The sequence below is a fragment of the Saccharopolyspora sp. NPDC000359 genome (assembly GCF_040300525.1).
Taxonomy (GTDB): domain Bacteria; phylum Actinomycetota; class Actinomycetes; order Mycobacteriales; family Pseudonocardiaceae; genus Saccharopolyspora.
In genome coordinates this window covers 95,716-108,854 of sequence record NZ_JBEPDU010000007.1, presented here as the reverse complement: position 1 = coordinate 108,854, position 13,139 = coordinate 95,716, and the positions used below count along the sequence as shown (strand labels likewise).

Genomic DNA, 13,139 nt, shown 5'->3' with positions numbered 1-13,139 from the left:
CGGGAGAGCCCACACACCCAAGCACACGCGCCCACAAGACAACGAAAATCCGGTGCACGACCAAAGGCCGTGCACCGGATCCACAAGTATCAAGCCCTGCTCAACCGCACCTCAGGGGACCGTGACGCAACCCAACCCCGGAAACCCCCGAACCGCGAAGCCACCTCGAAAGCGCAACCACCACTGAAAAACCCGGAGAGGCGGTACTGAAACCCCGGAGAGGCGGTACTGCGGTACAGCTACTCGAAGCGTTTGCGGAAGCGCTCCTCCATGCGCTGGGCGAAGGAGCTGCGTCCGGCGGTGCCCCGGTTCGAACCCCGCTTGGGGCGCGCGCCGCTGCTGCCCTCCTCGGGCCCCGACTCGATGTCGTCCCCGCCACCGCGCAACGCGGACAGGACGATCACTGCTCCGCCGAACATCACGAGGAAGCCGACCACGCTCAACACGGGGATGGCGGCCGGCCGCAGAGCCGGGATCACCGCACCGATTACCAGCAGGGCCAATCCCAGCACGAAGACGGCGATGCCCTGCAGCCGCCGACGTCGGGATGGGCGTTGCAGTCGTCCTCCGCGCACGGTGGAGGCGAACTTGGGGTCCTCGGCGTAGAGCGCGCGCTCGATTTGTTCGAGCTGTCGCTGCTCGTGCTCGGAGAGTGGCATGACTCCTCCTCCGGCACAGGGTCTCAGTGGCACCGGAGACCGGGATGATCATCTCACCCTGGTCGGGGACCGGCGAACGCTTGGGGGCGTCACCACTGAGGATACGGTTCCCGCGACGCGAGTACTACCCGGTCCTGCCAGCTGGCTGTGCGAGGTTGCCGACATCATCCCCTCGGGGCAGTGATCGTCCCGCGCCTGGACCCGCCCCGGGACACATTGCCCCTGCTCACCCGGTCGAGTGCGGGGCACATCACCGGTCCGGGCGCACCGGTGGTCACACCGAGTGGTCGGCGGTCAGGCGCGGGCGATCGCGTGCAGGCGGGTGGCGATGTCGCGCATCGGGGACCGCACGGCCGCGAGCCGCTCCAGCTCCGCCATCTCGTCGGCCGCCCTCGGGTTGTTGTCCAGCACCGAGCCGGGCACCAGGTCGCTGAGCACGGCCTGCCCCTGGACCAGCTCGACCCGCAGGCCTCCGGCGGTCAGCACCTGTTCGAGGCCTTCGGTGTCGAAGCGCCGCAGGAGGGTGTCCGAGGCGGCGTCGAGCCGACCGTCGACGTCCTGCATCAGCTGCAGGGCGTCGGTGACCCGACCGGCCAGCGCCCGCCCGAGGACCGCCGCGTACCTGTTGGCGACCAGCACCGAGAGAGCACCGCCCGGGGCGGTCGCCGCGGCCAGCGCGGAGACAGCGGCGGCGACGTCGTCGACGACCTCCAGCACACCGTGCGCGAGCACCAGGTCCGCGCCGTCGTCCGGGCTCAGCGCCGCGAGCGCGTCGGTGTCGCCCTGCAGCGGCGTGATCCGGTCGGCGACCCCGGCGTCGACCGCCCGCCGCTGGAGCGTGGCCAGCGCGTTCGGGCTGGGGTCGACCACCGTGACCGCGCAGCCCGCGGAGGCCAGCGGCACCGCCCACACCCCGCTGCCGCCACCGACGTCGAGCACGCGCGGAGGTTGCCCACCGCGTCGCCGCCGGACGTCGGCGAGTTCGGCTTCCAGCACCTGGTGGACGGCGTCGGATCTCATGGTGAGCAGCGTAATGGCCGGTCGCAGGCACCTCCCAGCCACGTGGCGATCGTCTCGGCGCCCCGCACCCGATCCGGTCGCTCAGCTGATCAGCCGAAGCCCGCACCGCCGGGCGAGCCAACGGGATCCGGCGACCGGACAGCCCCCGCCGTCCGCACCGCGGCGGAATCATGGCGAACTCCAGGGACGAGTTCTGAGATGGTCTCCAATTCCGTAGGCTACGGGCGTGCAGACCGTGGCAGTGCTGAGCCTCAAGGGCGGCGTGGGGAAGACGACCGTGGTGCTTGGTCTCGCCTCGGCCGCCATGCGGCGCGGCGTCCGGACGTTGGTGGTCGACCTCGACCCACAGTGCAACGCGACCTCGTGCCTGGAACCGGAGGAGACCACCAAGGGGCTCAGCGACGTGCTCGCCGACCCGCGCCCCGAGGTGCTCCGGGAAGCCGTGACCGGGAGTTCGTGGGGCGAGGAGGTCGACGTCCTGGTCGGCTCCGAGGACGCCGAGAGCCACAACGGCCACCACGACGAGGAACACCTGTCCCGGCTGACCACCGCGTTGTCCGAACTGGACGGTCTGATCGCGGACGGCGAACTGCCCTACCAGCTGGTCCTGCTGGACTGCCCGCCCTCGCTCGGCCGCTTGACCCGCTCGGCGCTGGTCGCCGCGGACCGCGCGCTGCTGGTCACCGAGCCGACGATCTTCGCGGTCTCGGGCGTGCAGCGCGCCTTCGAGGCCGTGCAGGCCGAGCGGAAGACCACCAACCCGAAGCTGCAGCCGCTCGGCGTGATCGTCAACCGGGTGCGCCCCAGGTCCCACGAGCACCAGTTCCGCATCGACGAACTGCGGGACATCTTCGGCCCCCTGGTGCTGCCCGTGGCGCTGCCCGACCGCCTGGCGGTCCAGCAGGCCCAAGGCGCCTGCATGCCGATCCACCAATGGGGCACCCCAGGCGCGCGAGAAGTAGCGCTCGCGTTCAACCTGGTCCTCGCCCGCACCCTCCGAGCAGGCCGCCAACGCCGCCCAGAAGAAGACGAAGACCTCCTCGAAGAAGAAGCCTGACGCCAAGCAACCGGAGCCAACCGGCAGAACCGCGATCACTACCGCCGACGGCACGGGAACTCGTCGAGACCCGCCCCAGGCCTGACGGCGAGCACCAACTCCTGCCTAACCAACCAAGCGACCAGCAAGCTGAACCACGCACACCGAAGAACCAGAACCACCAGCAGCAAGGCGCTCACCCAAGCGCAACCACGTGGTACCAAGCAGTGGCGGAACCACCAGGACCCACCCCTGCTCAACCGCACCTCAGGGGACCGTGAAGCAACCCAGCCACGGAAACCCCCACACTGCAAGCTCACCGCAAAAACGCAACCACCACTGATAATCGCGGAGAGGCGGAACTGGAGGCGGGACCGTGAGTGCTGGGACTTTCACTGCTTTTGCGTTGGTCGCCCTGGTGGGTGTGCTGACGCCGGGGTTGGACACCATGCTGGTCCTCCGGCACTCGCTGCTCGGCGGGCGGCGGGCCGGGGTGGCGGCGTTCCTGGGGATCAACCTCGGCTGCCTGGTCTGGGGCACCGCCAGCATCGCCGGGCTGACCGCGCTGCTGACGGCGTCCCAGCTGGCCTACGACGTCGTGCGGGTGGCCGGTGCGGCGTACCTGCTGTGGTTGGGTGGTTCGGCGCTGTGGAAGTCGTTGCCGCGCAACCAGTCCCCGCAGCCCGCGGACCTGCCGGTGGCGTCGACCGGCGGCTGGGCGGCGCTGCGGGCCGGTCTGACCACGAACCTGCTCAACCCCAAGGTCGGCGTGTTCTACATCAGCCTGCTGCCGCAGTTCCTGCCCGCTGGTCCGGCCGCGTTCGCCTGGGGTCCGCTGCTGGTGGCCACGCACATCTCCATCGGCCTGCTCTGGTCGACCGCGCTGGTGTGGGCCGCCGGTCGCGCGCGGGCGCTGTTCCAGCGGCGGCGGGTGCGCGCGTGGCTGGACCGGATCACCGCGACGGTGCTGGTCGGCCTGGGCATCAAGCTGGCGGTCGAGGGGTGAGCTGACCCTGCCCGAGGGCGACACCGTCTTCCTCACCTGCCACCGGCTGCACGAGGCGCTGGCCGGGCAGGTGCTCACGCGCGGCGAGCTGCGCCACCCGCGCCTGGCCGCGTTGGACCTGTCGGGCCACCGGGTGCGGGAGGTGCGGCCGGTCGGCAAGCACCTGCTGATCCGCTTCGAGGACGGCCACACCCTGCACAACCACCTGCGGATGGACGGTTCCTGGCACCTCTACCCGCCCGGCGCGCGGTGGCGCCGCCCGGCGCACCAGGCGCGGGCGGTGCTGGCCACGGCGGAGCGCGTCGCGGTCGGGTTCAACCTGCACGACCTGCGCTGGCTACCGACCGCGGCGGAGTCCCGGCTGGTCGGCCACCTCGGCCCGGACCTGCTCGACCCGGACTGGGGCGAGGCGCACGAGGCGGAGGCGGTGCGGCGGCTCACCGCCGACCCGGACCGGGAGATCGGCCTGGCGCTCCTGGACCAGCAGGTGGTGGCCGGGGTCGGCAACATGTACCGGGTCGAGGTCTGCTTCCTGCTGGGCCGATCGCCGCGGACGCCGGTTGCCGAGGTCGACGCGACCCGCACGGTCCACCTGTCCCGCGACCTGCTGCTGCGCAACGCCTGGCACCCGGAGCAGTCCACGACCGGACGGACCCGCCGGGGTTCCGAGCACTGGGTCTACGGCCGCCGCACCTGCCTCCGCTGCGGCGGCCCGGTCACCCGCACCACCCAGGGCGAGGACGTCGAAGCCCGGGTGACCTACCACTGCCCCCGCTGCCAACCTTGACCCCGCCGCGCCGGACGCGATCCCCATTGGGCTGATCTCAGTGGAATTCCCCCGGCGCACCACCGGCGTGTCGGCACCCGACACACCAGTAGTGCACAGTTTCAACTGAAACCGTGCCGACAGGTGACTCGCCCGAGAGCTCTGGTGAGATCACTTCGTGGAAATCGCCTGCGGTACGTCGGTGGATCAGGGTTCTCGGGACCTGTCGCGGAAGTCGGCGATGCTGCGGAGCAGCGGGTAGACCAGGACGATGCCCACCGAGCCCCACACGATGCCGGTCACCCGGAGGTCGCCCAGGTGCAGGGTCAGGTCGCCCACCCCGGCGATCACCGCCGTGCCCAGCACCACCAGGTTCACCGGATCGGAGAAGTCGGTGCGCGCGTCCAGCCAGATCCGCACGCCCACCAGGGCCAGCATCCCGAACAGCACCAGCGTCGCCCCGCCGAGCACGCCCAACGGGATGGTGTTGATCAGGGCAGCCAGCTTCGGCGAGAACGAGAGCACGATCGCGGCGATCGCCGCGACCATGCAGGCCGCCGTCGAGTACACCCGCGTCGCCGCCATCACCCCGACGTTCGCCGCGTAGCTGCTCAGCGACGAACCGCCCGCCGATCCCGCCAGCGTGGTCGCCAGCCCGCCGCTGATCAGCGCGTCGCCCACGTGCGGGTCCAGGTCGCGGCCGCTCATCGCGGCCACCGCCTTGAGGTAGGCCACGTGCTCGGCGACCAGCACGATCACCAGCGGCAGCACGAACGGCATCACCGAGACGTGCACCTGCGGCGCGATGAGCTGCGGCAGGCCGAACCAGGGCGCGTCGGACAGCTCCGCCACGCGCTCCGGCACGAGGTACCCGGCCAGCGCCGCGTAGCACCACCCGACGAGCACGCCGATCAGCACCGCGATCCGGGCCGCCATGCCGCGGCTGATCACGATGAGCAGCACGACCGTGCCCAGGGTCAGCGCGGCGGGCACCCGCTGCTGGTCGAAGGACGACACCGACTGCGGGGCCAGGCTCAACCCGATCATCAGGATGATCGCGCCGGTCACCACCGGCGGCATCGCCGTCTCCAGCAGCCGCACGCCCAGCGCCTTGACCGCCACGCCGACGCTGAACACCACGATGCCGACCACCACGATCCCGCCGAGCAGCGCGGCCGGGCTCGCCCCGGCTTCCTTGGCCGCGGCGTTCAGCGGGACCACGAAGGCCACCGAAGCGCCGAGGTAGCCCGGCACCCGGTTGCGGGTGAGCAGCAGGAACAGCAGGGTGCCCAGCCCGGACATCAGCAGGGTGGTGCCGACCGGGAAGCCGGTAAGCAGCGGGACCAGCGTGGTGGTGCCGAACATGGCCAGCAGGTGCTGCACGCCGAACCCGATGGTCAGCGGCCAGCTCAACCGCTCTTCCGAGGCCACGACGGCATCGCGCACCGGGCGTCGACCGTTGCCGTGCACGGTCCACAACGCCACGTCGCCTCCCCCGACCACCCGTTCAGGCGGGTCTCATGTCACGGCCTGTGATGATGAGGGAAGATTACTATTTCGCATCGCACAATCAAGCCCGCACCAGCAGAACCACTGCTACCAGCGGTGATGGCGTGTCGCGGCGAACTACCGACGTCCCCCGGGGCCGAACAGCTCGCGCAACCCATCGGCCAACCCGGCCAACCGGTCGGTCGCGTCCTGCAACAGGTGCTTCTGCTCCGAGGCCCCGCTGGCCGCGACCGCGCGCCCCGCAGCGGCCACCAGGGCGCCGTAACCGTCCACGCCCTCGTCCAGCTCCTCGCGGAGCCGCTCGACGTCCGCGCGCAGCGCGGCCTTCTCCGCCGCTGGCGCGTGCGGGATCGCCGCCTCCACGGCCATCAGCCGCTCCGCGCCCCGCCGCAGCTCCGCAGCGGCGCCGTCCGCGGTCCCACGCGCCTCCGCTGCGGCGCTGCCCGCGCCCGCGGTGGTCAACTGCCCCACCGCCGCGTGCAAGGTCTGCTCCGCGTCGCGCAGCCGCTCCATCGGTTCCCGCGCCGCCGACCCGAACGGCGGCAGCGAGACCGGTTCCGGCGGCGCTTCGGGCAGCGGTGTCCGCTTCAGCCGCCGGTACTTCACCCCAGCTCCGACCGCGGTGGCCCCGCCGAGCACGGCGAGGCCACCCAGTCCGAACGTCGTCACGTCCTGCAGGAGGAACCCCGCAGAACCGCCCCACTCCCACAGTGAGGAGACGGAGGCCGAGGTCACCGCCCCGGCACCGAACACACCCGCGGTCGCCGCGCTGCCGGTCGCGGCCCGCCTGGCCCGCTTGCGCTGCCGGATCGCCCGCGCCCGCGGGTCCCGCCACTTGGCGATCGTCCGGCGCACCGCGGCCATGCCAGGACCACGCAGCTGCTCGAGAGCGGCCTCACCCAGCTGCGCCAGCTCCTGCTTACGGGACGAACTCACCCGGCACCTGCTCAGGCCTGCCCGGCCTGCGGGTTCTGCTGCTGCTGGGGCTCGGCGGGCGTCTGCGCACCGCCGGAGATCTGCTGCTGCTGACCACCGGACACCTGCTGCTGGCCGGTGCCCATGGAGGCGCGCAGCTGGGCCAGCCGGCTGGCACCGGCGGCGTCGATGGACGCCTGCTCGACCTCCATCATGCGGCCCTGCACGCTGTTCTGCGCCAACTCGGCCTGCCCCAACGCGGTGGTGTAGCGGCGCTCGATCTTGTCGCGCACCTCGTCCAGGGACGGCGTGTTGCCCGGCGCGGCCACCTCGGTCATCTGGCGCATCGAGGACGAGACCTGCTCCTGCATCTTCGCCTGCTCGAGCTGGCTGAGCAGCTTGGTGCGCTCGGCGATCTTCTGCTGCAGGACCTGGGCGTTGCGCTCGACAGCCTGCTTGGCCTGCTCGGCGGCCCCCAGCGACTGGTCGTGCAGCGTCTTGAGGTCCTCGACGCCCTGCTCCGCGGTGACCAGCTGGCTGGCCAGCTGGGTGGCGGTCTCCTCGTACTTCTGCGCGTTGGCCTCGTCACCGTTGGCCCGCGCCTGGTCGGCCATCACCAGCGCCTGCTTCGCCGACGCCTGCAGCTTCTCGACCTCGCCGAGCTGCCGGTTGAGCTTCATCTCCAGCTGCCGCTGGTTGCCGATCACCGAGGCGGCCTGCTGGGAAAGCGCCTGATGCTGCCGCTGGGCTTCCTCGATGGCCTGCTGGATCTGCACCTTGGGGTCAGCGTGCTCGTCCACCTTCGACGAGAACGATGCCATCAGGTACTTCCACGCCTTCACGAACGGATTGGCCATCTCCTCCGCCTGCCTTCTCTGCTGCTGCTCGGCTGCCCCACTGCCGACACAACGCACCGGGCGTGTCGGCTGGTTCCATCGTGTCAGGTAGTTGTGTCCGCTTCCACCAAACACTGCAGATCTCCGGGATCACCCGGAGTCACGCCTAAGATCGAACCAGCTCGCCACCAGGCACCGCGCACCGGGTACCGAAAACGGTCGTGAGTGCTGATTCGGGCTTACCCGTTCCAGCACCCACGACCAGACTCCTGCTCCGCCGCGCACCTCAGGCGCGTGCGAAGCCTCGTTCCGCTACGGCCTGAGGCTACGCGGCGACCACCACACCGCCCGGCTTGCGCACCGGGGCGCTGATGCGCTGGCTGAGCATCGGCTGCAGGCGGTCCGCGCAGGCGCGCGGATCCGCGTCCGCGCCCGCTTCGGCCCCGGCCAGCTGCTGCTTCGCCAGCTCGGTCTCGCTGAGTTCGGTGCCGAGCAGGCTGGGCACCAGACGGTCGCCCTCCAGCTCCGCGGCCCGGTCGACGCCGGACGGCACCATCAACGTCTCATCCAGGTCACCGGCCACGGTCACCAGCAGCTCTGGCAACGGCAGGTCGAGGGCGTCGCAGATCGAGGCGAGCAGCTCGCTGGACGCCTCCTTGCGGCCCCGTTCGACCTCGGAGAGATATCCGAGGCTCACCCGGGCAGCGCGCGAAACGTCCCGCAAGGTCCGAGACTGTGCGGTCCGGGCGCGGCGCAGCCGTTCACCGACCGCCTCCCGCAACAATACGGTCATCGCGCGCCTCCCTTCCTTCGTCGCCTACCGCGTGCACCACGCGTGAACGCCCCCTACGTTACTCATCCCACGGCCCGAACGAGAACGATCGTGGACAAGTCCGCCGAGGGCGAACGTCCGGTGCTCGACCGGCCCCGTCCGGGACGACACCGCGTTCCGCCAGCGCACGGCATCTTCCTGGATCAACGCAACAGGTCCGCGAAGTGTTCCAGCGCCACCCGAACGGCCGCAGCCCGCACGCCGTGCCGATCACCCGGCAAGCGCACCGTGCGCACCGCCGCGCCGCCCGGCCCGGCGAACCCCAGGTGCACGGTGCCGGGTGCCACGCCGTCCTGCGGGTCCGGCCCGGCGACCCCGGTCAACCCGATGCCCCAGTCCGCCCGGCACTGGGTGCGCGCGCCCTCGGCGAGCATCTCCGCGACCCGCGGGTGCACCGCACCGCGCTCGGCGAGCAGGTCGCGGTCCACGCCCGCCAGCTCCGCCTTGAGGTCGGTCGCGTAGACGACCAGCCCGCCGCGGACCACGTCGCTGGCACCGGGCACGTCGGTCAGCGCGGCGGCCACCAGTCCGGCGGTCAGCGACTCCGCGGTGGCGACCGTGAGGTCACGGGTGCGCAGCGTGTCGAGCAGTCCCGCCACCTGCGAGAACGGCAGGCCGACCAGCTCCAGGATCATGCGTCGGCCTTCGCCCGCCCGGTCGCGCGCAGCCGGATCGCCCGGACCACGTAGTCCAGCCCGGTCCCGACGGTGGCCACCAGCGCGGCGCCCATCACGATCCAGCGCGGCAGCTCGGCCCAGTCGCCGAAGGGCATCAGGTAGAGGCCGATCGCGACGGCCTGCAGCAGCGTCTTGACCTTCCCGCCGTAGCTGGCCGCGATCACGCCGTGCCGGATGACCCAGAACCGCAGCAGCGTGATGGCCAGCTCGCGGCCGATGATCACCCAGGTGACCCACCAGGCGAGGTCGCCGAGGAGGCTGAGGCCGACCAGCGCGGCGCCGGTGAGCGCCTTGTCCGCGATCGGGTCGGCGACCTTGCCGAAGTCGGTGACCAGGTTGCGGCGGCGGGCCAGGTCGCCGTCGATGCGGTCGGTGATCGAGGCGACCACGAACACCCCGGTGGCGATCCAGCGCCACAGCTCGTCGTGCCCGTCGTTCCAGAACAGCGCGACCAGGAACACCGGCACCAGCGCCAACCGGGACACGGTCAGCACGTTGGCGATGTTGAGCAGGGGCGCCGGCTCGGGCCGGACCGCCTGCGGGTTGGATGCCGCGCCATCGGCCGTCATGGTTGCTCCCCGGACCGGTCCTCCGCGGGCGCGCCGCCCACCGGACGCACGACGAGGTCCACGCCCTCGCTCGCCTCGACCCGGCAGCGCAGCACTTCACCCACGCCGACCTCTCCAGGATCTGCGACGAGGCACTCGCCGTCCACCTCCGGCCCCTGGTGGTCGGCACGCCCGATCACCTCGCCGTCGTCGATCCGCTCGACCAGGACCCGCACCTCGGTGCCGACGCGGTCCTCCGCGCGCTGCGCGATCAGCTCGTCGACCAGGTCGGACAGCTTCTCGACGCGCTCGTCGACGGCGTCCGGGTCGATCTTGTCGGCGAACCCGGCCGCCTCGGTGCCGTCCTCGTCGGAGTAGCCGAACACGCCGACGGCGTCCAGCCGGGCCCGGGTGAGGAAGTCCTGCAGCTCGGCGAAGTCCTCCTCGGTCTCGCCGGGGAACCCGACGATGAAGTTGCTGCGGATGCCCGCCTCCGGCGCCAGCTCGCGGATCTGCCCGATCAGCTCCAGGAAGGACTCGGTGGAGCCGAACCGGCGCATCCGCCGCAGCACCGACTCGCTGGAGTGCTGGAAGGACAGGTCGAAGTAGGGCGCGACACCGGGCGTGGTGGCGATGGTCCGCACCAGGCCGGGCCGGGTCTCGGCGGGCTGCAGGTAGGAGACGCGGACCCGCTCGACGCCCTCGACCGCGGCCAGCCGCGGCAGCAGCAGCTCCAGAGCCCGCGGGTCGGCGAGGTCCTTGCCGTAGGAGGTGGAGTTCTCGCTGACCAGGAACAGCTCCTTGGCGCCGTGCTCGGCCAGCCACACGGCCTCGCCCAGCACCTCCTCGGGCTGCCGGGACAGGAAGGAGCCGCGGAAGGACGGGATGGCGCAGAACGAGCAGCGCCGGTCGCAGCCGGAGGCCAGCTTCAGCGCGGCCACGGGCGAGTCGTCGAGGCGGCGGCGGGCGACCGCGCGCGCGGCGGGCACCCAGCCGTGGCCGGGCACCGCGACGTCGGCGGCCGCGGCGGGACGGGACACCGGCGAGATCGGCAGCATCTTGCGCCGGTCACGCGGTTCGTGCGCCTGGATGGCCTTGCCCTCGAGGACGTCGTCGAGGCGGTCGGCGAGCTGGCTGTAGTGGTCGAAGCCGAGCACCGCGTCGGCTTCCGGCAGGTGCTCGGCCAGCTCGGCGCCGTAGCGCTCGGCCATGCAACCCACCGCGACGACCTTCGCGCCGGTGTCGGAGGCGGCCAGCAGCGTGTCGACGGAGTCCTTCTTGGCCGACTCGACGAAGCCGCAGGTGTTCACGACCACCACGTCGGCGGCGTCCTCGGCCTCGACCAGGTCCCAGCCGCGGCTGTGCAGGTTCCCGGCGAGCTCTTCGGAGTCGACTTCATTGCGGGCGCAACCGAGCGTGACCATGGCGACTCGGCGGTGATTCTGCTCGGCTGACATGCGTCGAGCCTAACCTCTGGGCCTCCGGCTCCTGCCTGAACCCGGCCCTGCGCACCGCTGCCGCCGTCACCCGGGGTGGTGCCGATTTCGCGAGTATTCGCCGGTTCACTCGGGCGGCGGTCGACCGCGCGCCGGAACGACCCCCACCCACGCGCCTGACCTGGGACAGAGCCGAGCAGTGGGCGAGATTACGACCGCGGGTCACTCGACCCCCACCTCTTTTGGTTAGGCTTACCTAACGTGAATGCTCCGGTAGAGATCCGCCCGGCCCGAGTGCGCGACGTCCGCGACATCAAGGCGCTGATCGACCACTACGCCGGGAAGGTGGTGCTGGGCAAGGACCTCGTCACCCTCTACGAGGACGTCCAGGAGTTCTGGGTCGCCGAGTCCGGTGGCGAGCTGGTGGGCTGCGGCGCACTGCACGTGCTGTGGGAGGACCTCGCCGAGATCCGCACCGTCGCGGTCGACCCGGTCTGCAAGGGCCGTGGCGTCGGGCACGCGATCGTGGCCCGGCTGGTCGAGGAGGCCCAGGAGCTCGGCCTGGCCCGGATCTTCGTGCTGACCTTCGAGACGGACTTCTTCGGCAGGCACGGCTTCCTGCCGATCGCCGACACCCCGGTGCCGCCCGAGGTCTACGAGGAGATCCGGCGGTCGCCGGACGAGGGCGTGGCCCAGTTCCTGGACCTGGCCCACGTCAAGCCGAACACCCTCGGCAACACCAGGATGCTGCTGCACCTCGGCGCGTGATGCACACTCCCCCGAGCCGCGGCGCTACGATACCTGCATGAATGACTATGCATTGTCGGCGATAGCGATTCGGCGGGCGCGGATTGCCGACGTCCCGTCGATCAAGGCGCTGGTCGACACCTACGCCGGCGAGGTGCTGCTGGCCAAGAACCTGGTCACCCTCTACGAGGACGTCCAGGAGTTCTGGGTCGCCGAGCTGGCCGAACCCGACCAGGCGACCCGCGTGGTCGGCTGCGGTGCGCTGCACGTGCTGTGGGAGGACCTCGCCGAGATCCGCACCGTCGCGGTCGACCCGTCGGTCAAGGGCGCCGGCATCGGGCACCGCCTGGTCCAGCAGCTGGTGGCGCTGGCCCGCGAGCTGGGCTTGGCCCGGCTGTTCGTGCTGACCTTCGAGACGGATTTCTTCGGCAAGCACGGCTTCCGCACCGTGGACGGCGCCCCGGTCAGCCCGGAGGTCTACGCGGAGATGCGCCGCTCGGTCGACGCGGGCGTGGCCGAGTTCCTCGACCTGGCCAACATCAAGCCCAACACCCTCGGCAACACCCGAATGCTCCTCGACCTCACCTGATCCCGGACTCCGGCGGAACGACCTTCTCCACAAGGCGCCACATGCCGCTGGACGGGTTGCGGAGGTGCTCCCTGCCGAAGTCACAGCGCCGCTTCGCGCGTGCGACTGCTTCGCACACGCCGGACTCGAAATCCACGAACCTCACATCGGTCTTGTCGTAGTCCGGGAGGTGCTTGCGGAGGCGCGCATCCACATCCGCCGGGGTCCGGAAGGCGGTCTCGCAGTCCTCGAAGTGGAGCAGCAGCCAGTACTCGAAGCACAGGTTCGACACAGCGATGTTCACCCCCTCCTCCTCGGCGAGGCGGACGGCTGACTGCACGTCGAACTCATCGACGTCGACCACGCACCAGACCTCGTCGAACTCCGCGGGATGCAGGTCCCGAATCTTGGCGGCCTTGCGCACCAGCGTTCGTGGGTCGACCCCATCCGTCATCACGACCAACCTGGCCGAACGGCCTCGGTACTTGCGGTTCAACGCACGCAAATACTGGCTCTCCGTGCAATTCGCGCCGCACACCACGAGCAGACATTTGGCCGAATCGAACTTCGGAGCTCCGCGCCTC

The 13,139-nt window shown here is 71.0% G+C and carries 15 protein-coding genes; 5 read left to right on the top strand and 10 right to left on the bottom strand.

The window, feature by feature from the left end; translation table 11 throughout:
• Positions 1-239 precede the first annotated feature (239 nt).
• Complete coding sequence (locus tag ABT324_RS07390) at positions 240-659, bottom strand: SCO2097 family morphological protein (RefSeq protein ID WP_351173155.1); 420 nt, start codon at positions 657-659, stop codon at positions 240-242.
• A 294-nt stretch (positions 660-953) separates the two neighbouring features.
• Complete coding sequence (locus ABT324_RS07385) at positions 954-1,679, bottom strand: class I SAM-dependent methyltransferase (RefSeq protein WP_351173152.1); 726 nt, start codon at positions 1,677-1,679, stop codon at positions 954-956.
• A gap of 226 nt (positions 1,680-1,905) precedes the next feature.
• On the opposite strand from ABT324_RS07385, the gene ABT324_RS07380 reads away from it, so the two are divergent.
• From ABT324_RS07380 to ABT324_RS07370, 3 genes are all read left to right on the top strand, one after another.
• Positions 1,906-2,736, top strand: a complete 831-nt coding sequence (locus ABT324_RS07380; RefSeq protein WP_351173149.1) for a ParA family protein — start codon at positions 1,906-1,908, stop codon at positions 2,734-2,736.
• A 355-nt stretch (positions 2,737-3,091) separates the two neighbouring features.
• The gene (locus ABT324_RS07375) at positions 3,092-3,721 is read left to right on the top strand and encodes a LysE family translocator (RefSeq protein WP_351173146.1); all 630 of its coding nucleotides are present in this window, start codon (positions 3,092-3,094) and stop codon (positions 3,719-3,721) included.
• A 7-nt stretch (positions 3,722-3,728) separates the two neighbouring features.
• Entirely contained in the window at positions 3,729-4,508 is a 780-nt protein-coding gene (locus tag ABT324_RS07370; protein ID WP_351173304.1) for a DNA-formamidopyrimidine glycosylase family protein, read from the top strand.
• A 186-nt stretch (positions 4,509-4,694) separates the two neighbouring features.
• Here ABT324_RS07370 and ABT324_RS07365 read toward each other — a convergent pair whose 3' ends face one another.
• From ABT324_RS07365 to rimO, 7 genes are all read right to left on the bottom strand, one after another.
• A complete protein-coding gene (locus ABT324_RS07365) occupies positions 4,695-5,972 on the bottom strand; it encodes a uracil-xanthine permease family protein (RefSeq protein WP_351173143.1) in 1,278 nt (425 codons plus the stop codon).
• Positions 5,973-6,113: 141 nt separating this feature from the next.
• Complete coding sequence (gene pspM / locus ABT324_RS07360) at positions 6,114-6,932, bottom strand: phage shock envelope stress response protein PspM (protein WP_351173140.1); 819 nt, start codon at positions 6,930-6,932, stop codon at positions 6,114-6,116.
• 11 nt (positions 6,933-6,943) lie between these two features.
• Positions 6,944-7,768 (bottom strand): PspA/IM30 family protein, encoded by an 825-nt coding sequence (locus tag ABT324_RS07355; RefSeq protein WP_351173137.1) that lies wholly within the window; start codon positions 7,766-7,768, stop codon positions 6,944-6,946.
• A gap of 304 nt (positions 7,769-8,072) precedes the next feature.
• A complete protein-coding gene (locus ABT324_RS07350) occupies positions 8,073-8,540 on the bottom strand; it encodes a helix-turn-helix domain-containing protein (protein WP_351173134.1) in 468 nt (155 codons plus the stop codon).
• A gap of 182 nt (positions 8,541-8,722) precedes the next feature.
• Positions 8,723-9,214 (bottom strand): CinA family protein, encoded by a 492-nt coding sequence (locus tag ABT324_RS07345; protein WP_351173131.1) that lies wholly within the window; start codon positions 9,212-9,214, stop codon positions 8,723-8,725.
• Positions 9,211-9,825, bottom strand: a complete 615-nt coding sequence (pgsA, locus tag ABT324_RS07340) for a CDP-diacylglycerol--glycerol-3-phosphate 3-phosphatidyltransferase (protein WP_351173128.1) — start codon at positions 9,823-9,825, stop codon at positions 9,211-9,213. The genes ABT324_RS07345 and pgsA overlap by 4 nt, the downstream gene beginning before the upstream one ends.
• Entirely contained in the window at positions 9,822-11,261 is a 1,440-nt protein-coding gene (rimO, locus tag ABT324_RS07335) for a 30S ribosomal protein S12 methylthiotransferase RimO (RefSeq protein ID WP_351173125.1), read from the bottom strand. The genes pgsA and rimO overlap by 4 nt, the downstream gene beginning before the upstream one ends.
• Before the next feature lie 240 nt (positions 11,262-11,501).
• Between rimO and ABT324_RS07330 the strand changes: the two genes are divergently transcribed.
• Both ABT324_RS07330 and ABT324_RS07325 read left to right on the top strand, forming a co-directional pair.
• Positions 11,502-12,008, top strand: coding sequence for an amino-acid N-acetyltransferase (locus tag ABT324_RS07330; protein WP_351173122.1), 507 nt, complete (start codon positions 11,502-11,504; stop codon positions 12,006-12,008).
• Between the two features lie 37 nt (positions 12,009-12,045).
• Positions 12,046-12,576, top strand: a complete 531-nt coding sequence (locus tag ABT324_RS07325; protein ID WP_351173119.1) for an amino-acid N-acetyltransferase — start codon at positions 12,046-12,048, stop codon at positions 12,574-12,576.
• Here ABT324_RS07325 and ABT324_RS07320 read toward each other — a convergent pair.
• The gene (locus ABT324_RS07320; RefSeq protein WP_351173301.1) at positions 12,569-13,093 is read right to left on the bottom strand and encodes an RloB family protein; all 525 of its coding nucleotides are present in this window, start codon (positions 13,091-13,093) and stop codon (positions 12,569-12,571) included. The two genes, ABT324_RS07325 and ABT324_RS07320, sit on opposite strands and share 8 nt — an antisense overlap.
• Positions 13,094-13,139 lie beyond the last annotated feature (46 nt).

What these genes read in the sequence shown, in the direction of transcription:
- ABT324_RS07390 (WP_351173155.1), bottom strand. Translation starts at nt 659, where the DNA reads ATGCCACTCTCCGAGCACGAGCAGCGACAGCTCGAACAAATCGAGCGC.
- ABT324_RS07385 (WP_351173152.1), bottom strand. Translation starts at nt 1,679, where the DNA reads ATGAGATCCGACGCCGTCCACCAGGTGCTGGAAGCCGAACTCGCCGAC.
- ABT324_RS07355 (WP_351173137.1), bottom strand. Translation starts at nt 7,768, where the DNA reads ATGGCCAATCCGTTCGTGAAGGCGTGGAAGTACCTGATGGCATCGTTC.
- ABT324_RS07350 (WP_351173134.1), bottom strand. Translation starts at nt 8,540, where the DNA reads ATGACCGTATTGTTGCGGGAGGCGGTCGGTGAACGGCTGCGCCGCGCC.
- ABT324_RS07345 (WP_351173131.1), bottom strand. Translation starts at nt 9,214, where the DNA reads ATGATCCTGGAGCTGGTCGGCCTGCCGTTCTCGCAGGTGGCGGGACTG.
- pgsA (WP_351173128.1), bottom strand. Translation starts at nt 9,825, where the DNA reads ATGACGGCCGATGGCGCGGCATCCAACCCGCAGGCGGTCCGGCCCGAG.
- rimO (WP_351173125.1), bottom strand. Translation starts at nt 11,261, where the DNA reads ATGTCAGCCGAGCAGAATCACCGCCGAGTCGCCATGGTCACGCTCGGT.
- ABT324_RS07325 (WP_351173119.1), top strand. Translation starts at nt 12,046, where the DNA reads ATGAATGACTATGCATTGTCGGCGATAGCGATTCGGCGGGCGCGGATT.